The 19,387-nt window shown below is 72.6% G+C and carries 15 protein-coding genes and 1 riboswitch; of the genes, 8 read left to right on the top strand and 7 right to left on the bottom strand.

Annotated elements, in window-relative coordinates; translation table 11 throughout:
* Positions 1–10 precede the first annotated feature (10 nt).
* Positions 11–796: an SDR family NAD(P)-dependent oxidoreductase gene (locus tag ACLQ14_RS03220; RefSeq protein WP_425809809.1), complete on the bottom strand. Its 786-nt coding sequence runs from the start codon at positions 794–796 to the stop codon at positions 11–13.
* Between the two features lie 56 nt (positions 797–852).
* Between ACLQ14_RS03220 and ACLQ14_RS03215 the strand changes: the two genes are divergently transcribed.
* The 4 genes from ACLQ14_RS03215 to ACLQ14_RS03200 are packed head-to-tail and all read left to right on the top strand — an operon-like array spanning position 853 to position 2,960.
* Complete coding sequence (locus tag ACLQ14_RS03215) at positions 853–1,644, top strand: exodeoxyribonuclease III (protein WP_425809807.1); 792 nt, start codon at positions 853–855, stop codon at positions 1,642–1,644.
* Positions 1,645–1,647: 3 nt separating this feature from the next.
* Entirely contained in the window at positions 1,648–2,034 is a 387-nt protein-coding gene (locus ACLQ14_RS03210; RefSeq protein WP_425809805.1) for an MmcQ/YjbR family DNA-binding protein, read from the top strand.
* Positions 2,031–2,402: an MmcQ/YjbR family DNA-binding protein gene (locus tag ACLQ14_RS03205; RefSeq protein ID WP_425809803.1), complete on the top strand. Its 372-nt coding sequence runs from the start codon at positions 2,031–2,033 to the stop codon at positions 2,400–2,402. Before ACLQ14_RS03210 ends, ACLQ14_RS03205 begins: the two co-directional genes overlap by 4 nt.
* Before the next feature lie 9 nt (positions 2,403–2,411).
* Positions 2,412–2,960 (top strand): DUF4190 domain-containing protein, encoded by a 549-nt coding sequence (locus tag ACLQ14_RS03200; RefSeq protein ID WP_425809801.1) that lies wholly within the window; start codon positions 2,412–2,414, stop codon positions 2,958–2,960.
* A 66-nt stretch (positions 2,961–3,026) separates the two neighbouring features.
* Here ACLQ14_RS03200 and ACLQ14_RS03195 read toward each other — a convergent pair whose 3' ends face one another.
* Together ACLQ14_RS03195 and ACLQ14_RS03190 are read right to left on the bottom strand one after the other, a co-directional pair.
* Complete coding sequence (locus ACLQ14_RS03195; RefSeq protein WP_425809799.1) at positions 3,027–5,519, bottom strand: GH36-type glycosyl hydrolase domain-containing protein; 2,493 nt, start codon at positions 5,517–5,519, stop codon at positions 3,027–3,029.
* Between the two features lie 40 nt (positions 5,520–5,559).
* Positions 5,560–7,776: an NTP transferase domain-containing protein gene (locus ACLQ14_RS03190; protein WP_425809797.1), complete on the bottom strand. Its 2,217-nt coding sequence runs from the start codon at positions 7,774–7,776 to the stop codon at positions 5,560–5,562.
* Positions 7,777–8,170: 394 nt separating this feature from the next.
* Positions 8,171–8,334, top strand: a riboswitch (cyclic di-AMP (ydaO/yuaA leader).
* 1 nt (position 8,335) lies between these two features.
* Here ACLQ14_RS03190 and ACLQ14_RS03185 point away from each other — a divergent pair.
* Positions 8,336–9,148, top strand: a complete 813-nt coding sequence (locus ACLQ14_RS03185; RefSeq protein WP_425809795.1) for a C40 family peptidase — start codon at positions 8,336–8,338, stop codon at positions 9,146–9,148.
* A 49-nt stretch (positions 9,149–9,197) separates the two neighbouring features.
* Here ACLQ14_RS03185 and ACLQ14_RS03180 read toward each other — a convergent pair whose 3' ends face one another.
* Positions 9,198–10,511 carry an ROK family protein gene (locus ACLQ14_RS03180; protein ID WP_425809793.1) on the bottom strand — a complete coding sequence of 438 codons (1,314 nt, stop codon included), beginning with the start codon at positions 10,509–10,511 and terminating at the stop codon, positions 9,198–9,200.
* A 106-nt stretch (positions 10,512–10,617) separates the two neighbouring features.
* Between ACLQ14_RS03180 and xylA the strand changes: the two genes are divergently transcribed.
* The 3 genes from xylA to ACLQ14_RS03165 all read left to right on the top strand — a co-directional run bounded on the left by xylA (position 10,618) and on the right by ACLQ14_RS03165 (position 14,347).
* A complete protein-coding gene (gene xylA, locus ACLQ14_RS03175) occupies positions 10,618–11,802 on the top strand; it encodes a xylose isomerase (protein WP_425809791.1) in 1,185 nt (394 codons plus the stop codon).
* Entirely contained in the window at positions 11,802–13,274 is a 1,473-nt protein-coding gene (gene xylB / locus ACLQ14_RS03170) for a xylulokinase (RefSeq protein ID WP_425809789.1), read from the top strand. The genes xylA and xylB overlap by 1 nt, the downstream gene beginning before the upstream one ends.
* 92 nt (positions 13,275–13,366) lie before the next feature.
* Positions 13,367–14,347, top strand: a complete 981-nt coding sequence (locus ACLQ14_RS03165; RefSeq protein WP_425809787.1) for an acetylxylan esterase — start codon at positions 13,367–13,369, stop codon at positions 14,345–14,347.
* 76 nt (positions 14,348–14,423) lie between these two features.
* On the opposite strand, the gene ACLQ14_RS03160 is transcribed toward ACLQ14_RS03165, so the two are convergent.
* The 3 genes from ACLQ14_RS03160 to ACLQ14_RS03150 are packed head-to-tail and all read right to left on the bottom strand — an operon-like array spanning position 14,424 to position 19,386.
* Positions 14,424–17,465, bottom strand: coding sequence for an alpha-mannosidase (locus ACLQ14_RS03160; protein ID WP_425809785.1), 3,042 nt, complete (start codon positions 17,463–17,465; stop codon positions 14,424–14,426).
* A gap of 59 nt (positions 17,466–17,524) precedes the next feature.
* Positions 17,525–18,451 carry a carbohydrate ABC transporter permease gene (locus ACLQ14_RS03155; RefSeq protein ID WP_425809783.1) on the bottom strand — a complete coding sequence of 309 codons (927 nt, stop codon included), beginning with the start codon at positions 18,449–18,451 and terminating at the stop codon, positions 17,525–17,527.
* Complete coding sequence (locus tag ACLQ14_RS03150; RefSeq protein WP_425809781.1) at positions 18,451–19,386, bottom strand: carbohydrate ABC transporter permease; 936 nt, start codon at positions 19,384–19,386, stop codon at positions 18,451–18,453. Before ACLQ14_RS03150 ends, ACLQ14_RS03155 begins: the two co-directional genes overlap by 1 nt.
* Between the last annotated feature and the right edge of the window lies 1 nt (position 19,387).

The raw sequence follows: 19,387 nt of genomic DNA, 5'->3' as shown, positions 1-19,387 counted from the left end.
GGCGCTCGTCTCAGTCCTTCTTCCACCGCCCCCGCATGCCCGTCACTCCCGACGAGTCGAGCGCGCGGACGGCGGAGCGCGGGATCGCGCGGAGGAAGCCGGCCGCGACCTGGTACCGCAGCGACGGCGTGGAGATGACGGCCCCGCGGCGCACGTCCGCGAGCGCCGTCGAGACCACCTGCTCGGCCTCGAGCCAGGCGATCTCGGGCAGGTTCGAGACGTCGACGCCCGCCCACTCGTGGAACTCGGTGTGCGTGAGCCCGGGGCACAGGGCGGTCGCCGTCACGCCCGTGCCCTTGAGCTGGACCGCGAGGACCTCCGTGAACGTGCGCACCCACGCCTTGTGCGCGGAGTACGTGCCGGACGTCGTGAGCGCCGCGACGGAGGCGACGTTGAGGATCGCGCCCCTGCCCCGTTCGACCATCGCGGGCGCCGCGGCGTGCGACAGCACGAGCACGGCCTTGACGAGCACGTCGAGGGCGCGCAGCTCGACGTCGAGCTCGCCGCCCACGAACCGCTGGTTCACGGGGAAGCCCGCGTTGTTCACGAGGAGGGAGATCGGGCTCTCCCGGTCGGCGACCCGCGCCGCCACGCGGTCGAGGCCCTCCGGCTCGGCGAGGTCCGCCACGAGGACCTCGGCCTGCACGCCCGCCGCCACGCGGAGCTGGCTCGCCAGGTCGGAGAGGCGGTCCTCGTCGCGGGCGACGAGGACGACGTCGTGCCGGTTGGTGGCCAGCTGCCACGCGAACTCGAGGCCGAGGCCCGAGCTCGCGCCGGTGATGAGTGCGGTCGCCATGCCCGCCACTGTAGGCGGTGCGCGGGGCCTTGGGGAGGGCCGATACGCTCGCCGTCATGCGCCTCGCCACCTGGAACGTCAACTCGATCCGCAGCCGGGCCGACCGGGTCCTCGCGTTCCTCGAACGGTCGGGCACGGACGTGCTCGCGATCCAGGAGACCAAGTGCCGGGACGACCAGTTCCCCGCCCTCCCGTTCGAGCTCGCCGGGTACGAGGTCACGCACGTCGGGCTGTCGCAGTGGAACGGCGTCGCGATCGTGTCGCGCGTCGGGATCGAGGACGTCGAGGTCGGGTTCCCCGATCAGCCGGCGTTCGGCGACCCGCCTGTCCGCGAGGCCCGGGCGATCGCCGCGACGTGCGGCGGCGTGCGCGTGTGGTCGCTCTACGTGCCCAACGGGCGGGTCCTCGGGGACCCGCACTACCACTACAAGCTCGAGTGGCTCGCGCGGCTGCGCGACGCCGCGGAGGCCTGGCTGTCGGCCGACCCGGGCCTCGAGGCCGCGCTGGTGGGCGACTGGAACATCGCGCCGCTCGACACCGACGTGTGGGACCCCGCCCTGTTCGCGGGCCGGACGCACGTCTCCCCCGCGGAGCGGGAGGCGTTCGCCGCGTTCGCGCGCGCCGGGTGGACCGAGGTGACCCGCGAGCACGTCCCCGAGCCGGGCAAGTACACCTACTGGGACTACACGCAGCTCCGCTTCCCCCGCAACGAGGGCATGCGCATCGACCTCGCCTACGCGACGCCCGCCCTCGCGGCGCGCGTGACCGCCGTGGAGATCGACCGCAACGAGCGCAAGGGCAAGGGCGCGTCCGACCACGTCCCCGTGATCCTCGACCTCGCGGACTGACCGATGGTGGACGACACGGTGCAGGGGCGGGCGCGCGAGCGCGCCGACGAGCTGCCGGGCTCCGAGCTGGAGCACCCCTTCGGGCCGGACTGGGACGTCTACAAGGTCCGGGGCAAGGTCTTCATGCTGATGACCGACGTCACCGGCGAACCGATCGTCACCGTCAAGGCCGACCCGGAGGACGGGAAGGCTCTGTGCCAGGCCTACGACGACATCACGCCGGGCTACCACATGAACAAGAGGCACTGGATCACCCTGCGCCCGGGCGGAGCGATCCCCCAGGACCTCGTGGAGGACCTCGTCACCGAGTCCTACCTGCTCGTCGTGGAGAAGCTCCCCCGGGCCAGGCGGCCGGTCGACCCTTCCCTCTTCGGCCGGACCGACCGGTGAGCCTGTCGGGAGAGCGGCTCCAGCAGGTCGCACGGGACACGGCCGCGTCGCTGCCCCGCGTCAGCCACGGGCGCCCGTTCACGCCGCACCTGGACGTGTGGAAGGTCGCGGACAAGGTCTTTCTCATCGTCACCGACGACGATCCCGACGCCCGGATCGTCACGCTGAAGGTGGACCCCCACCACGGCGAGGCGCTGCGGCGCGACCACGAGACGATCACCGCGGGCCGGTACCTCGACAAGCGGCACTGGGTCTCGGTCGGAGCCGGGCGCGGGGTCACCGAGCGCCTCGTCGAGGACCTCGTGAACGGTTCCTACGAGCTCGTCGCGCCCAGCCGGGCCTGCAAGGAGAGCCCGGACTCCCGGTAGATTGCGCGCATGACGATCCCGCCGTCCGGTGGTGCCCCCCAGGACCCGTACGCGACGCCCTCCGGCGACGCGCCGCAGGACCCGCAGCAGCCCCAGCAGCCGAACCCCGGCTACCCGCCGTACACCCCGCCGTCGTACGGCCAGGCGCCGCCCCCCTACGGCCAGCAGCCGTACCCGACGCAGCCGTACCCGGACCCGTCCTACCAGCAGCCCCCGTACCAGCAGCCGTACGGCGCCGGGTATCCCCAGCCCTACGGCTACGCGCCGTCGTACCCGGGCCCCCAGCGCAAGAACGGCCTCGCCATCGCGTCGATGTGGACGTCGATCGGCAGCATCCTCACGTGCGGGCTCGCCGGGATCGTCGGGCTGATCCTCGGGATCGTCGCGCTCGGCCAGATCAAGCGCGACGGCACCGCGGGCCGCGGCATGGCGATCGCCGGGATCGTCGTGGGAGCCGTGTTCGCCGCGCTCTTCGTGTTCTACGTCGTGGGGATCTTCGCCTGGAGCGCCACGGACTTCTCCTCGTCGACCGGCGAGTCGTTCGGCATCACCACCTGAACCTCCGCGTCGGCGCGGCCCCGGTCCGCTCGCCTCGCGGGCGGGTGATCCGGGGCCGCCCGGCGGTCACCCGAGCGTGACGACGACGCTCACGCTCGACCCGGCCGGAGCGGGCGGGATCGGGGTCCCCGGCTCGTGCGCGGCGCCGTCGACGGTCACGGACGCGACGCCGTGCGAGACGTGGCCGGGGTTGCGGACCTCGATCTCGTAGACCGCGCCGCGCCACTCGCGCCGCACCTCGAAGCCGTCCCAGTCCCGCGGGACCGACGGGTCGACGATCAGCCCGTCGAGCGCGAGCCGGACGCCCAGCACGTACTTGGTGACGGCCGTGTACATCCAGCCGGCGGTGCCGGTGAGCCAGGGGTTCTGCGCCTTGCCGAACCACTCGTGGTCGCGGCCGTAGAGGAACTGCACGTACGCGTACGGCTCGGCGCCGCGGACCTCGATGTTGTCGTTCTGGTGGTACGGGAGGATCGCGTCGTAGAACTGGACGGCCTCGTCGCCGCGACCGAGCAGCGCCTCGGCGATGATCGGCCACGCGTTCGGGTGGCTGAAGATCGCGGCGTTCTCCTTGATGCCCGGGTACACGCGGGTCACGAAGCCGACGGTGTCGTCGACCTTGGTGAACGCGGGCCAGTTGAGGTGGTTGCCGTACTCGGAGCCGAGGAGCTCGCGGACGGCGTCCATGGACTCCTCGCCGCGCTCCTGCGACGTGATCCCGGCGATCACGGGCCAGGCCTGGTGCTCGAGGAAGATCTTGCCCTCGTCGTTGGCGGCGGACCCGATCTTCACGCCGTCCCGCGTGTAGCCGCGGATCCACCAGCGGCCGTCCCACAGCTCGCTGTCGGCGACGCCGCGGATGCGGTCGAGCTCGGCGGTCCAGCGCTCGACGTCGGCGGCGGCGTCCGCGCGCCCGTCCCGGGCGAAAGGCCCGGCGACCTCCAGGAACGCCCGGATCGCCCACGCGTGCAGGAACGTCACGAGCGCCGTCTCGCCGCCGCCGAGGTTGAGGCAGTCGTTCCAGTCGGCGCGCAGGCCGAGTGCGACCCCGTTCGGCCCGATCTGCTCGGCCGAGAACTCGAGCGCGCGGCGCAGGTGCTCGTAGACGGTCGCGGGCGTCCCCTGCGCGAACGGGATCTCGAGGTCCAGGAACGACAGGTCCCCGGTCTCCTTGACGTACTCGACGACGGACGGCACGAGCCAGAGATGGTCGTCGGAGCAGGTGTCCTCGAGGCCGTGGATGAGGTCGGCCACGTCCGGCGTCGGGACGATCGTCGGGGACGGGACGTCGGGGAGGTTCTCGGCGTCGGGGTCGAACGCCTTCGGGTCGAACAGGTGCAGCCCGTAGCCCTCCTCGGTCTGGGCCCGGAGCAGCTCCACGATGCGCTGGCGGGTCTTGGTGGGGTTGGAGTGGATGACGCTCATGACGTCCTGCGCCGTGTCCCGGTAGCCCAGGCCGTTGCGGCCGCCCACCTCGACGAACGACGCGAACCGCGACCACACGACGCACGTCTCCGCCTGGAGCAGCGTCCAGGAGTTGATCATGGTGTTCATGCCCTCGTGGGGCGTGCGGATGCGGAGCCTGTCCTGCTTGGCGCGCCAGTAGTCGCGCAGCCGCCGGAACTCGAGATCGACAGCGGGCACCTCGGCGGACTCGACGTCCGCGTACTTCGCCTGCATGGCCCGGCCCGCGGCGTCGCGCGACCCGTAGCCCAGCAGGTAGACGAGGCGCTTGGTCTCGCCGGGCTGCAGGACGACCTTGTGCTGGAGGGACCCGCAGTGGTTCTGCGTCGTCGCGCTCTGGTTGGTCCCCGCGCCCCGTTCCACCGAGACCGGGTTCGACTCGGTCCGGTACGGGCCGATGAAGTTGTCCCGCAGGGAGTCGTACGACAACGGTGTCTCGCTCGACGCGACGTAGTGGAACGTCCACGGCTCGTAGTAGAAGTCGTACTCGATGATGCCGTCCTCGTAGGACGAGCCGGACGCGTAGAGCGACATCTGCAGGTTCTGGTTGTCGATGCCGATCGTGTGGAAGCTGAGCTCCACGTACGACGCGACCGTGAGCTCGCGCACCCGGTCCGACGTGTTGGTGACGCGTACGTCCCACAGCTCGACGTCGTCGTCGAGCGGGATGAACACCGTCTGGGTGGTGTCGATGCCGCGGTACTCGGCACGGAAGCTCGAGTAGCCCATGCCGTGGCGGGTGGTCCAGCGGCCCTTGGCCCCGGTGCCCGCGCCCTGTCCGATGTCGTCGGCGAGCTCCTCCCCCGGCCCGACGAACGGCTTGCCGACCGGCTGCCAGGACGCGGACCAGTAGTCCCCGTCGGCGTCGTCGCGCAGGTAGACGTAGTGGCCGGGACGGTCGAGCGGCACGCCGTTCTGCCGGAACCGGGTGATCCGCCCGTACTCCGAGCTCTTGTAGTACGAGTAGCCGCCCCCGTGGTGGGACAGCACGGTGCACATGTTCTTCGTGCCGAGGTAGTTCGTCCACGACACCGGGACGTCGGGGCGCTCGATCACGTACTCGTCGGCGTCGGTGTCGAAGAATCCGTAACGCATGGGGGCTCGCTGGTCCTGTCGGTTCGAGGGGTGGGGAGGGTCAGACGCCCGCGGTGACGAAGCCGCGGAGCCACGTGAGCAGCTCCTCGGCCTTCTCCGGCGAGTCGGCCTCGACGAACATGCGGAGCACGGGCTCGGTGCCCGAGAAGCGCAGCAGCGCCCAGTTGTCGTTCTCGAGGAGGATCTTGGTGCCGTCGAGGTGCGACACGCTCACGACGGGGTACGGCCCGACGTGCGTGAGCGGCTCGGCCTCGAGGCGCCGGGGCACGGCGACCCGCATCTCCGGGGTCGAGGGCACGCCCGCCTCGAGCGAGTACAGCCGCCCGGTGATCGCGTAGACCGTCTCGCGGAGCTCGGAGATCCGCTTGCCCGTCCGCGCGAGCATCTCGACGACGAGCGCGCACGCGAAGATGCCGTCCTTGCCGAGGATCCAGCCCCGGATCGTCAGGCCGCCCGACGACTCCCCGCCGAGCACCGCGCCGATCTCCTCCATGCCCGCGGTCACGTGCTTGAAGCCGACCTTGACCTCGCGCGACTTCTCGCCGAAGTGGGCCGCCAGCCGGTCGAGCAGGTGCGTCGTGGCGAGGTTGCGGACCACCCCGCCCTTCTCGCCCCGGAACTCGTGCAGGTACCAGTACAGGAGCAGGAGCAGGTCGTTCGTGGTGATGTACTCGCCGGTCTCGTCGACGATGCCGATGCGGTCGGAGTCGCCGTCGGTCGCCATGCCGAGCGCGTACCGCCCGTCGCCCGAGCGGATCATCCCGATGAGCGCGGACAGGCGCTGCAGGTCCGGGGCCGGCGCGATCCCGCCGAACAGCGGGTTGTGCTGGGCATGGATGAACTCGGCGCGCACCCGCATGTCGCCGAGGATCGTGCCGAGCGTGAGCTGGCTCGTCCCGTACATCGGGTCGACGACGACCTGCAGGTTCGAGCCGCGCACCGCCTCGACGTCGACGATCTTCTCGATCGCGTCGACGTAGGGGTCGGTCAGCGTCCGGTCGACGACGACGCCGGCCTTGCGCGCGAGGTCGAGGTCGAGGGTGATGACGTCGTCCACGGACATGGCGTTGGCCTCGTCCTGGTAGCGGTCGGTCTCGTCGTCGAGGGGCAGCGAGCCGTCCGCGCGGAACACCTTGATGCCGTTCCACTCGGGCGGGTTGTGGCTCGAGGTGACGATGATCCCGTACGCCGCGCCGAGGTAGGGGGCGGCGAACGTCACGAGCGGGGTGGGGACGTCGTCGGGCAGGAGGGTGACGGGGATGTTGTTGCCCGCGAAGACCTCGGCGGCCGCGACCTTCGACTCCTCCGAGAGGAACCGCCGGTCCCCGCCGACGACGACGCCGCGCGACTCGAGCCCGCGGCGCGTGGTCTCGTTCGCGATCGCCTGGGAGAGGCGCCGCACGTTGGCGAGCGTGTAGCCCTCGCCGATGACCGCGCGCCAGCCGCCCGTGCCGAAGTGGATGGCCGTGTCGGTGTTCTTCTTCGGCATGAAGAGCCGCTTGAGCAGGATGTCGGCGGCGTCCTGGAGCTCGGCCGGCGAGTTGATGCCGTGCACCTCGTCGGTGTCGTAGATCTGGTAGGTCGCCACGCGGCGGCCGTCGGCGATGGCGCGGTGCGCGAGGTCGGTGAGCCGGTCCGCGCCGGACGCGACGAGCTCGTCGAGCGTCCCGAACAGCAGCGCGGGCGCCGCGACGTAGGCGCCCACGTTGATCTCATGGCCCTCGGCGCGCTCCCCGCCGTCGGCGGGCTCCGTGCTCTCGGCGCTGACGATCGCCGCGACGTCGCCTTCGGCCCGGACCACGCGGTCGTAGGCGGGCCGCGGCTCGGCCAGCACCGCCGTGAGGAAGGTCAGGTCGGCGCCCTTGAGGGCGTGCCGCGTGAGCAGGCCGAGGAACGACTCGCCGCGCAGCAGCGGGGTGTCGCCGTACGCGACCAGGACGACGTCGGCGTCGTCCGGCAGCGCGGCGCGCGCTGCGAGCGCGGCAGGGCCTGTGCCCGCCGGGCCGGACTGCTCGACGTAGGTGAGGTCGGTCCCGAGGAGCTCCCGGACGCGGGTGTCGCCCGCGGCCACGACCACGACGGTGCGGTCCCGGCGCACGGCCTGGGTGAGCGTCTCGAGCGCGCGCTGGACGACGGTCGAGTCGCCGAGCGGCTGGGTGAGGACGTCCCGGGAGGCGTCGTCGTGCCCGGCCGCGAGCAGGACGGCGGCGCGTCGGGAGAGCTGCTGGCGGGCGGGTGCGGCCTGTGTGCTGGACATGGACCTGGTCCTCTGCTGGGCGGGGTCGGCGAAGTTTGAACGGCGTCCTTCCTTATTCCGCAGCCTACACGGCGGGCTACGGTGGTGCGACAGGTCGCGGTCGGCGCCATAGCCGACATCCCGGGCATCGACACGCCCGTGGGAGCGCTCCCGGATGTGAAGGTTTGCGGGACGCGCGTACCGGGAATCCGGCACCCTACGGCTCCCTTTCGATTGATTTGTCATGCCCGGTCCCGAGTGTCACCGACCCGTTTCCACCGGGTCGTAGCCGCTCAACTCGGGCACGGCCGGCTCTCGTTACGTGTTTGTGACCTCGTGGCCCGACTGCCTAGCCTCGATCAGCCGACGGACGCTCGACCTGCCGCCGGCCCCGACCCGGAACGCCGAGCGCTGCCACCGGGAAGGGCCCATGACCGTGGCAGCGACGGGGGACCCACCTTCGGTGGCCCGGGCCATGACGGACCGGACCTCCTCGGGGTGAAGCCGCTTCACGCGGCCGGGCACGTACCTCCCGCCCGAACCCGACAGCTCACCTCGCAGGCGTGAGAGGTACAACACCATGCTCCGAACCCGTGAGCAGGGCGCCGTGCGCCCTGAGCGTGGGCGCGTGCGCCGCTTCGGCCGCGTCGCGACCACCACCGGCCTCCTCGTAGGCCTCCTCGGCGGCGGCCTCGTCGCCGTCGGCGCGGCGACCCCCGCCGCCGCGGCCACCAAGACCGCCGTCAGCAAGTCCACGCCGACCCTGTCGCTCAAGATCAGCGACAAGTCGTACTACAAGGGCAAGCCGCCCGTCGTGAAGGTCACCTCCAAGACCCGCGGCAAGGCCACGACCGGCAAGGTCTACATCCGGGTGAGCGGCAAGCTCGTCGCCATCCGCACGCTCAAGCACGGCACGGTCACGTACCGGCTGTCGAAGCACCTGAAGGTCGGCCACCACCGCGTCCGCGCCACGATCCACCCGGCGCACCCGAGCACCGTCAAGACGCGCACGAAGTACACGACCGTGGCCACGCACAGGTACTCCTCGCGCGTCGTCGAGAAGGCCGTGAAGTACAGCGGCACGCGCTACGTGTACGGCGGCTCGAGCCCCCGCGGCTTCGACTGCTCCGGCTTCACCAAGTACGTGTACTCGCACACCAACGTGAAGTCGCTCCCCCGCACGTCGTCGGGCCAGCGTCACGCCGGCAAGGTCGTCTCCAAGAAGCACGCCAAGCCGGGCGACCTCGTCTACACGCCGGGCCACGTGGGCATCTACGTGGGCGGCAGCAAGATCATCGACGCGCCGCGCCCCGGCAAGTCGATCCACGTCCGCAAGATGTGGAGCGCGAGCTGGACCTTCATCCACGTGAAGGCGAAGGCCAACTCGATCTGAGGTCCACGAACCGCACGCGCGAGAGCGCCGAGCCGGAACGCCCGTCGTTCTAGCTCGGCGCTCTCGTCGTCCCCAGGTGCTCCAGGTACTCGACCGGCGCCTGCACCAGGTCCCGCAGCACGGCACGCGCCCCGCCGGTCAGCGCCGCGTACCCCGCGACCGGCGCGGGACGGACCGCGATCCGCTCCCACGGCGAGGCCAGCACGCGCGTGCGCAGCTCGGCCTCGAGGCTGGGGCGCAGGTCCTCCGCGAGCGCCTCGTACACCCCGCCGAGCAGGACCGTGTCGAGGTCGAGCAGGTTCACCAGCGTCGAGAGCGCCGTACCGAGCGCCTTGCCCGCCCGCCCGACGACGGCACGCGCCCGGTCCGCCGTCTCGCCCCCCGCGGCCAGCGCCCGGGCGACGGGGGCCAGCCCGGCAGCGGGCGCACCGTCGGCCTCGGGGCCGGCCGGCCGGGTCGAGCCGGGACCCGGGTCGAGCCCGAGGCCCCGGAGGATCGCGTCCTTGCCGGCGAGCTGCTCGAGGCAGCCGGTCGCGCCGCACCGGCAGCGCGGCCCGGCGGGGTCCACGACGACGTGCCCGATCTCGCCGGCCCAGCCGTGGCGCCCGAGGTAGAGCTCGCCGTCGAGCACGATGGCGGCGCCGATGCCGACGTCGCCGGAGACGTGGACGAACGTCGTCCCGTCGTGGCCGGACGCGGCGAACTGGCCGAACGGGAGCTGCGCGAGGCCCGCCAGGTTGGCCTCGTTGGCGATCTCGACACGCGCGGGCAGCGGCCCGAGCAGCGGCACGGGCGCGAGCGACTCCCAGCCGAGGTTGGGCGCCACCTGGAGGAACCCGGCCCGCGCGTCGACGAGGCCGGGCAGCGCCAGCCTGACCCCGGCGAGCCGCATGCCGTCGGCCTCCACCTCGGCGACGACCTCGCGGGCGAGCTCTCCGACGCGGGCCAGCACGCGCACGGGGTCGCTGCCGGAGAAGTCGGCGCCGACCACCCCGGCGACACCGCGCGCGTCCTCGTGCCGCTCGGCCACCGTCGCGCCGGACAGGTCGAGCGCGCGCACGCCCACGTAGTCGACGTTCACCTCGAGCCCGAGCCCGACGACGGTGCGGGGCGCCGGCACGAGCGGGACCGCCGGCCGCCCGACCTGGCCCGGCGAGGGCGCGAGCTCGGCGACGACGCGCCCGGCGACGAGCTGGTCGACGAGGGAGCCGACGGTCGCGCGGGTCAGCCCGGTGGCCGCGGCGACCGTCGCGCGCGACGGCGGCTCGGCCGCGCCGAACACGCTCCGGGCGACGAGCGCGAGGTTGTGCTCGCGCAGCGAGGCCTGTCGCGCCTTGGGGGTGCCGACGCCGGGGAGCTCCATGAGGCTTGACCCTACCCGCGACCCGCGTTAAGTTCATCCGTACAACAAAGGGTCGCTGCGCAGGTCGCGGAGGACCCGCCACCCACTCGACGAGGAGCACCACCGGATGAGCACCGCCGCCGCCACCCCCGACTTCAAGTTCTCGTTCGGCCTGTGGACCGTGGGCTGGCAGGCCCAGGACCCCTTCGGCGACCCGACGCGCGCCGCGCTCGACCCCGCCGAGTCCGTGCGCAAGCTCGCCGACATCGGCGCGTGGGGCTTCACGTTCCACGACAACGACGTCTTCCCGTTCGACGCCGACGACGCCGACCGCCGCGCGCGCGTCGACGCCGTCAAGAAGGCCGCCGACGAGACCGGCCTCGTGATCGAGATGGTCACGACCAACACGTTCACGCACCCCGTCTTCAAGGACGGCGCCTTCACGTCGAACGACCGCGGCGTCCGCCGCTTCGGCCTGCGCAAGATCCTCCGCAACGTCGACCTCGCCGCCGAGCTCGGCGCGCAGACCTTCGTCATGTGGGGCGGTCGCGAGGGCGTCGAGTACGACAACTCCAAGGACCTGCACGCCGCGCACGCCCGCTACGCCGAGGGCATCGACACCGTCGCCGCGTACATCAAGGACCGCGGCTACGACCTGCGCATCGGCCTCGAGCCCAAGCCCAACGAGCCCCGCGGCGACATCTTCCTGCCGTCGATCGGCCACGCGCTCGCGCTCATCGCGACGCTCGACAACGGCGACATCGTCGGCCTCAACCCGGAGACCGGGCACGAGCAGATGGCCACGCTCAACTACACGCACGGCCTCGCCCTCGCCCTCTACGCGGGCAAGCTCTTCCACATCGACCTCAACGGCCAGCACGGCCCGAAGTTCGACCAGGACCTCGTGTTCGGCCACGGCGACCTGCTCTCGGCCTTCTTCACGGTCGACCTGCTGGAGAACGGCTTCCCCAACGGCGGCCCGACCTACGACGGCGCCCGCCACTTCGACTACAAGCCGTCGCGCACCGAGGGCCCCGACGGCGTGTGGGACTCCGCGCGTGCCAACATCGAGACCTACACGCTCCTCGCCAAGAAGGCCAAGCAGTACCGCGATGACCCCGAGGTCCAGAGGGCGTTCGAGCACGCCGGCATCTTCGAGCTCGGCCAGTCCACGCTCGCCGAGGGCGAGACGTTCGACCAGTTCCTCGCCGACCCGACGACGCGCGAGACGTTCGACCTCGACGCAGCCGCCGAGCGCGAGTACGGGCTCGTCGCGCTGCACCAGCTCGCGCTGAAGCACCTCGTCGGCTGATGAGCGGGAACCTCGTCGCCGGCGTCGACTCCTCGACGCAGTCGTGCAAGGTCGTCGTCCGTGACGCGGAGACCGGGACGCTCGTGCGCTCCGGCTCCGCGTCCCACCCGGACGGCACCGAGGTGCACCCCGACGCCTGGTGGGACGCGTTCCGCGCGGCCGCCGACGCCGCCGGAGGCCTCGGCCCCGACGCGGGCGTGGCAGCGCTCGCCGTCGGCGGTCAGCAGCACGGCATGGTCCTGCTCGACGCCGACGGCGAGGTCCTCCGGCCCGCCCTGCTGTGGAACGACACGCGGTCGGCGTCGTCCGCGGCGGACCTGGTGGAGGAGCTCGGCGCCGCGGCGTGGGCCGACGCGGTCGGCTCGGTGCCGGTCGCGTCGCTCACCGTGACGAAGCTGCGCTGGGTGGCCGACCACGAGCCCGGGCTCGTGCCGCGGATCGCCGCGGTCGCGCTCCCCCACGACTGGCTGACGTGGCGCATCGCCGGGTTCGGGCCCCGGTCGCAGGGGCTCGAGCCCGACCTCGCAGAGCTCACGACCGACCGGTCCGACGCGTCCGGCACCGGGTACTGGGGTCTCGACTCTTACCGGCGCGACCTGCTCGCCCGCGGGCTGCGGGTCGACGAGGCGAGGGCAGAGCGGATCGTCCTGCCGCGCGTCGTGGGGGCCGGGGAGGCCGCAGGGACGACGCGCGGGACCGACGTCGTCGCGGCCGGGATCGTCCTCGGGGCCGGGGCGGGCGACAACGCCGGCGCCGCGCTCGGGCTGGGCATGGGCGCGGGCGACGTCGCGATCTCGATCGGGACGTCAGGCGTCGTGTCCGCGGTCGCGGACCGGCCCAGCGCCGACGCGTCCGGGCTCGTCAACGGCTTCGCCGACGCGACCGGGCGGTACCTGCTGCTCGGCGTGACGCTCAACGCGAGCCGCGTGCTCGACGCCGCCCGCAGCATCCTCGGCGTCGACCACCTGGGGCTGTCCAAGCTCGCGCTCGCGGCCCCCGCCGGCGCGGACGGACTCGTCCTCGTGCCGTACCTCGAGGGCGAGCGCACGCCCAACCGCCCCGACGCGACCGGCTCGTTCCACGGCCTCCGCCTCGCGACCGCGACCCCGGAGCACCTGGCGCGGGCCGCCGTCGAGGGCATGCTGTGCGGGCTCGCCGACGGGCTCGACGCGCTCGTCGCGCAGGGCGCCGAGGTCCGGCGGCTGCTGCTCATCGGCGGCGGCGCCCGGTCCGAGGCCGTGCGGCAGATCGCGCCGAGCGTCTTCGGGCGTCCGGTCGAGGTGCCACCCGCGGGCGAGTACGTCGCCGACGGCGCGGCCCGCCAGGCCGCCTGGGCCCTCACGGGGACGGCCGAGCCTCCCGCCTGGGCCGGGGGCGTCTCCGACGGTGGAGCGGACGAGTCCTTGACCTTCGACGGCGAGCCCGCGCCCGTCGTGCGCGAGCAGTACGCCGCCGTCCGCGACCTGGGCTGATCCTTCGCCGACGGTGACGTTGCCCGGGGGTAACGTCACCGTCGGCGCCGCGGACGTCACCGTCGGCGAACTCAACGAGAGCAGAGAGAGCAATGCCGCTGACCGACCTGCCCCTGGACGCGCTCCACGCCTTCCGGCCCGACGTGCGCGAGCCCGCCGACTTCGACGCGTTCTGGACCAAGACGCTCGCCGAGTCCCGCGCCGCCGGCGCCGACCACCCCGTGCTGCGCGAGCCCGCCGACACCCCCGTCACGGGCCTGGTCATCGAGGACCTCACGTTCCCCGGCTTCGGCGGCGAGCCCGTCAAGGCGTGGCTCACCCGACCCGTCGGCCGCGAGGGCGAGCAGCTGCCCACGGTCGTCGAGTTCAACGGCTACAACGGCGGCCGCGGCCTGCCGGGCGAGCGGGTCGGCTGGGCGCTCGCCGGCTTCGTGCACGTGTTCATGGACACGCGCGGCCAGGGCAGCGGCTGGGGCTCCGGCGGCGACACCCCCGACCCCCACGGCTCGGGCCCCGCGCAGTCCGGCTGGATGACGCGCGGCATCGACGACCCCGCCGACCACTACTACCGCCGCGTGTACACCGACGCGGCCCGCCTGCTCGACGCCGTCCGCGCCCTCCCCGAGGTCGACCCGGCCCGCGTCGCCGTCGCCGGCGGAAGCCAGGGCGGCGGCATCGCGATCGCGGCCGCGGGCCTCGTTCCCGACGTCTGGGCCGCCATGCCCGACGTCGCGTTCCTGTGCGCGTGGGAGCACGGCCTCCAGGTCGCGACGAGCGACCCGTTCGCCGAGCTCGCGCGCTACCTCGCCGTCCACCGCGACCAGCGCGAGACCGTGCTCACCACGGCGGCGTACCTGGACGGCGTGAACTTCGCGAAGCGCATCACCGCGCCCGCGCTGTTCTCGGTGGCACTGATGGACGACGTCGTGCCGCCGTCGACGACGTTCGCCGCGTTCAACGCCCTCGCGTCGGTCGACAAGCACATCGAGGTCTACCCCGAGAACGGGCACGAGGGCGGGCAGACGTACCAGTGGCTCAAGCAGGTCGAGTTCCTCCAGGCCCGCGGCGCCTGACAGCGTCCGCGCGGGATACCCCGCGAAGTAGACCGGCCCCCGGGCGGCCGGTCTACTTCGCGAGGTGGCGCAGGGGTCAGGGCCGGGCGAAGCGCAGCGTGACGATCTCGAACGGGCGGAACGCGATCGGCTCAGCGAGGGTCACCTCGGTCGTGCGGCCGTCGTCGAGCGGGCGCTCGAGGAGGTCCGTCCGCACCGCGCCGGAGGTCTCGAACCCCGGCGCGACGGTCGCGCGGGCGTGCCCGCCCAGCGACTCGTAGAGCCGCACGACGACGTCGCCGCTGCGGTCCTCCGCGAGCTTGACCGACTCGACGACGACGGCGCCCGCCGGGTCGGCCACGGAGACCAGCGGCTCGACCGGGCCGGCTCCCGTGACGACGCGCGGCTCCAGGTTCGTCGCGTAGCCGTCGCGGACGGCGTCCCCGAGGTCCGCGCCCACGTGGAGCACGGTCACGAACCGGTGCGCGCCCTGGTCGGCGTCGGGGTCCGGGAAGAGCGGCGCACGCAGCAGCGACTCGCGGACGGTCGTCACGGTCGCGCCGTCGTCGGTCACGGACCGCTGGACGTCGTGCCCGTAGGTCGCGCTGTTGGCGACCGCGACCCCGTAGCCGGGCTCGGCCACGTGCACCCACCGGTGCGCGCAGATCTCGAACCGCGCCGCGTCCCAGGGCGTGTTGGCGTGCGTCGGCCGGAACACGTGGCCGAACTGCGTCTCCGACGCGCTGCGGTCGGCGTGCACGGCGAGCGGGAACGCGAGCTTGAGGAGCTTCTGCCGCTCGTGCCAGTCGACGACGGTCTCGACCGTCAGCGCCGCGGACCCCCGAGCCAGCGAGAGCCGCTGCCGGACCGTCGACGCCCCGAACGCCCGCCGCACCTCGACGACCGCCTCGTCGTCGGACGACTCCACGACCTCGATGCCCAGCGCGTCGACCAGGTCGGTGCGCTCGTCGAGGTACTCGCGGTCGATGTCCCACGCGTCCCACTGGCGCGGGGTGTCGCGGTGGAGCTGGAGCAGGTTGGCGGCGAGTCCCGCGGGCACGAGCTCGCGGTCGGCGCGGAGGTCGCGGATCGAGTCGACCAGCCCCCGCGCGTCGACGTGCACCGCGACCAGGCCGTTGGCGAGGACCACACCGGCGGGGGCGCCGTCGTCGGCGGACACGGTGACGTCCACGCCCCCGGACGCCGACGACGGCGCCGCGCCGAGCGCGGCGACGCCGGCCCGGGCGTGCGGGGCGGCGTTGAAGACCAGCGGCGTGTCACCCGCGCCCGCGAGCGCCTCGAGCGACGTCCCGACGATCTCGTCGAGCGTCCGCGCCACCTCGGCGTACCCGGCCTCGGCGTCCCGGTACACCCACGCGATCGAGCTGCCGGGGAGGATGTCGTGGAACTGGTTGAGGAGGACGGTCTTCCAGGCCCCGTCGAGCTCCTCGTAGGGGTACGGCGCACCCTCCCGGACGGCGGCCGTCGCCGCCCAGAGCTCGGCCTCGCGCAGCAGGTGCTCGCTGCGGCGGTTGCCCTGCTTGGTGCGCGCCTGCGACGTGTAGGTGCCGCGGTGGAACTCGAGGTACATCTCGCCGCTCCAGACGGCGGGCCGGTCGAGCTCGGCCTCGGCGGCCTCGAAGAAGTCGTACGGGCTCGCGACCCGCACCTCGGCGACGCCCTCGGTCGAGGCGTACCGGCGCGCGCGGCCCAGCATGTCCGCCGTCGGGCCGCCGCCGCCGTCGCCGTAGCCGAACGGCACGATAGACGCGTCGAGCACGCCCTTCTCCCGGTTGTTCCGGGCGGCGTGGTCGAGCTCGCCGGCGGAGAGCTCGGCGTTGTACGAGTCGACGGGCGGGAAGTGGGTGAGCAGGCGCGTGCCGTCGATGCCCTCCCAGAGGAACGTGTGGTGCGGCATCGCGTTGGTCTCGTTCCACGACAGCTTCTGCGTGAGCATCCACCGGTTGCCCGCGAGCTTCGCGATCTGCGGGAGCGCGCCCGAGTAGCCGAACGAGTCCGGCAGCCACACGTCACGCGTCTCGACGCCGAGCTCGTCGCGGAAGAACGACTTGCCCGTGAGGAACTGCCGGACCATCGCCTCGCCGCCGGGCATGTTCGTGTCCGACTCGACCCACATCCCACCGACGGGGACCCAGCGGCCCTCGGCGACCTTCTCCTTGATCCGCGCGAACAGGTCCGGGTAGGACTCCTTGATCCACGCGTACTGCTGCGCGGACGAGCACGCGAACACGAGGTCCGGGTCCTCGTCCATGAGCGTCACGACGGTCGAGAACGTCCGCGCGGCCTTGCGCACGGTCTCGCGCACCGGCCACAGCCAGGCGGAGTCGATGTGCGCGTGCCCGACGGCGTAGGCCTGGTGCGCGCTCGCGCTCGCCGGCGCCTCGAGCTCGGGGGCGAGCACCTTGCGGCCCTCGGCGGCGGTCCCGCGCACGTCGTCAGGGTCGACGACGGCGACCAGCCGGTCGAGCGCGCGCAGCACCCGGGCGTACCGGGCGCCGTCCGCGGGGAGCACGCGGAGCAGGTCGCGCAGGGCCAGCGCGTCGCGCCACAGCTCCTCGACGCCGGCGTCCGTGGTGACGAGGTCCGCCCGGCGCAGCACGTACAGCGGGTCTGTGCCGGCCGTGGCGCGCTCGCCGAGCGTCGTCGGCTGGAACTCCGGCACGTGGCCGAGCACAGTGGGGTTCCCCGCCGCCTCGACCCACACGTCGACCGGCTCGCCCACGGGCCAGGAGAGCGCCCGGTTGCGCGGGTTGAGCCCCTTGAGCGGCCGGCCGTCGGCGGACCAGAACTGTCCCTCCGCCTGGAACCCGGGGTTGACGTCCGTGAACCCGAGGTCGACGACCACCTGGGCCGCGCCGTCGGCCGAAGCCTCCGGGGCGGGCCCGGTGAGGTGCAGCCAGGTGGTGCTCCAGGGCGCGCCCCAGGCGTGGCCGGGTGCGACGGGGACGCCCTCGTGGGCGGTCCCCTCCTCGAAGGGCACCGGCTCGCCGGGCGCCTCCCACGCGGTGACGGTCAGCGGGAGCGCCGCGGCCTCGCGGTGCGGCTCGAGCCGTTCGAGGAGGAAGCGGTCGACCCGCATGAGCGTGAGGTCGGCGGCGGTGGGCATGACTTCGGGCATGGCGGAGCGTCCTTCGGGGTCGGGAGGTGGAACGTCAGCGGGTGGAGCGACGGGTGGCGTCAGCCCTTCATGCCGCCGGCGAGCGCGTTCGCGCCCCCGGACAACCGCTGCGTGAGGAGGTACAGGACCAGGACGGGCACCGAGTAGAGGATCGAGAACGCCGCGAGCTTGCCGTAGGCGACGGACCCGTAGGTGCCGAAGAACTGGTAGATCGCGACGGCCGCGGGCTGCTTCTCGGCCGACGTCGTGAGGATGAAGGGCACGAAGAAGTTCCCCCACGCCTGCGTGAACACGAGCATGAGGACCACGGAGAGCCCCGGTCGCATGAGCGGCAGGACGATCCGTCCGAGCGCGCGCATCGAGCTCGCGCCGTCGACCCAGGCCGCCTCCTCGAGCGAGACCGGCACGGAGTCCATGAAGTTCTTCAGCATCCAGATCGCCATCGGGAGCGACGTGGCCGAGAGGAACAGGATCACGCCGGGCGTCGAGTCGAGCAGGCTGAGCTTCACGAACAGGCTGTAGACCGGGACCATGATCGCGGTGATCGGCAGGCAGGTCGCGAACAGGATCGTGTAGAGGAAGCCGCGCTGGAACCGCATCCGGTACCGGGACAGCGGGTAGGCCGCCAGCACGCCCACGACCACCGTGATGACGGCGGTTCCGAGCGAGATGACCAGGGAGTTCCACAGCGGGAGGAACGTCTGGTCCTTGGTGAGGACGGCCTTGAAGTTGTCCGTGGTGACGCTCGACGGCACGCCCACCGAGACGGTCGCCGACGGGTCGACCGACGACAGCAGGATCCAGGCGAGCGGCACGACGAAGCAGATCCCGACGAGCACGAGGGCGAGCGAGGCGAGCAGCCGGCCGGTCGAGCGGCGGGGGCTCGCGACGGTCGGCACGCCCGCGCCGCGGTGCCGCGCCCGGCTGCCCGCGCCCGACGACGCCGGCGAGGCCGGGTGGACGGAGGTCGTGTCGAGCGTCGTCATCAGTCCACCTCCGGCTTGAGCACCTTGATGTAGATCACCGAGAAGACGGCGCCCACCAGGATCGTCACGGTCGCGATCGCGGTGCCGTACCCGACCTGGGAGAACTTGAACGCCTCCTGGTAGGCGAGCACGGGGAGCGTCGAGCTCTTCGTGCCGGGGCCGCCGCCCGTCATGACCCAGATGAGGGTGAAGACGGCGAGCGTCTGCAGGGTCGTGAGCATGAGGTTCGTCGAGATCGATCGGCGGATCATCGGCAGCGTGATCCGGGCGAACCGCTGCCAGCCGGTCGCGCCGTCGATCTGCGCGGCCTCGTCGATCTCCGCCGGCACCTCGGACAGCGCCGCCCGGTAGACCATCATCGAGAACGCGGTGCCCCGCCAGATGTTCGCCAGGATGACGGCGAGCAGCGGGAACGTGATGAGCCACGTCGTCTTGTCCAGGCCGAACCAGCCGAGGAACGCGTTGAGCGTCCCGTCGGTCGAGAAGAACGCGTAGAGCGCGAACGCCGCCACGATCTCCGGCATCACCCACGCGACGACGACGAGCGTGCTGACCGCCGACGCGAGCCCCTTCGGGGAGATCCGCAGCAGGACCGCGAGCGCCATCCCCAGCACGTTCTGCCCGATCACCGCGGACGCGAACACGAAGACCACGGTGAGCCAGGCGGACTTCCAGAAGTCGCCGTCGGACAGGAGCGCCGTGTAGTTGTCGAGCCCGACGAACTCGGGCTTCGCCGCCCGATAGCCCGTGAGGCCGGTGTTCGTCATGGAGCCGTAGAGCGCCCAGAGGATCGGCCCGAGCAGGAAGACCGCGAGCAGCACCACGGCCGGGACGAGCGGGGTCGAGCGGGTGAGCGCGCGCAGGCGCCGGGACCCGGGCCGGGGGCGCTGCGCGCGCCCCCGGCCCGTCGGCGCGACGAGGGTCTCGGTCGCCATG

The organism is Luteimicrobium sp. DT211 (genome assembly GCF_049844995.1).
In the GTDB taxonomy this organism is placed as follows: Bacteria; Actinomycetota; Actinomycetes; order Actinomycetales; family Cellulomonadaceae; genus Luteimicrobium.
This window is presented reverse-complemented; position numbering and strand designations above follow the sequence as displayed.

What these genes read in the sequence shown, in the direction of transcription:
- ACLQ14_RS03220 (WP_425809809.1), bottom strand. Translation starts at nt 796, where the DNA reads ATGGCGACCGCACTCATCACCGGCGCGAGCTCGGGCCTCGGCCTCGAG.
- ACLQ14_RS03215 (WP_425809807.1), top strand. Translation starts at nt 853, where the DNA reads ATGCGCCTCGCCACCTGGAACGTCAACTCGATCCGCAGCCGGGCCGAC.
- ACLQ14_RS03210 (WP_425809805.1), top strand. Translation starts at nt 1,648, where the DNA reads ATGGTGGACGACACGGTGCAGGGGCGGGCGCGCGAGCGCGCCGACGAG.
- ACLQ14_RS03200 (WP_425809801.1), top strand. Translation starts at nt 2,412, where the DNA reads ATGACGATCCCGCCGTCCGGTGGTGCCCCCCAGGACCCGTACGCGACG.
- ACLQ14_RS03195 (WP_425809799.1), bottom strand. Translation starts at nt 5,519, where the DNA reads ATGCGTTACGGATTCTTCGACACCGACGCCGACGAGTACGTGATCGAG.
- ACLQ14_RS03190 (WP_425809797.1), bottom strand. Translation starts at nt 7,776, where the DNA reads ATGTCCAGCACACAGGCCGCACCCGCCCGCCAGCAGCTCTCCCGACGC.
- ACLQ14_RS03185 (WP_425809795.1), top strand. Translation starts at nt 8,336, where the DNA reads ATGCTCCGAACCCGTGAGCAGGGCGCCGTGCGCCCTGAGCGTGGGCGC.
- ACLQ14_RS03180 (WP_425809793.1), bottom strand. Translation starts at nt 10,511, where the DNA reads ATGGAGCTCCCCGGCGTCGGCACCCCCAAGGCGCGACAGGCCTCGCTG.
- xylA (WP_425809791.1), top strand. Translation starts at nt 10,618, where the DNA reads ATGAGCACCGCCGCCGCCACCCCCGACTTCAAGTTCTCGTTCGGCCTG.
- xylB (WP_425809789.1), top strand. Translation starts at nt 11,802, where the DNA reads ATGAGCGGGAACCTCGTCGCCGGCGTCGACTCCTCGACGCAGTCGTGC.
- ACLQ14_RS03165 (WP_425809787.1), top strand. Translation starts at nt 13,367, where the DNA reads ATGCCGCTGACCGACCTGCCCCTGGACGCGCTCCACGCCTTCCGGCCC.
- ACLQ14_RS03160 (WP_425809785.1), bottom strand. Translation starts at nt 17,465, where the DNA reads ATGCCCGAAGTCATGCCCACCGCCGCCGACCTCACGCTCATGCGGGTC.
- ACLQ14_RS03155 (WP_425809783.1), bottom strand. Translation starts at nt 18,451, where the DNA reads ATGACGACGCTCGACACGACCTCCGTCCACCCGGCCTCGCCGGCGTCG.
- ACLQ14_RS03150 (WP_425809781.1), bottom strand. Translation starts at nt 19,386, where the DNA reads ATGGCGACCGAGACCCTCGTCGCGCCGACGGGCCGGGGGCGCGCGCAG.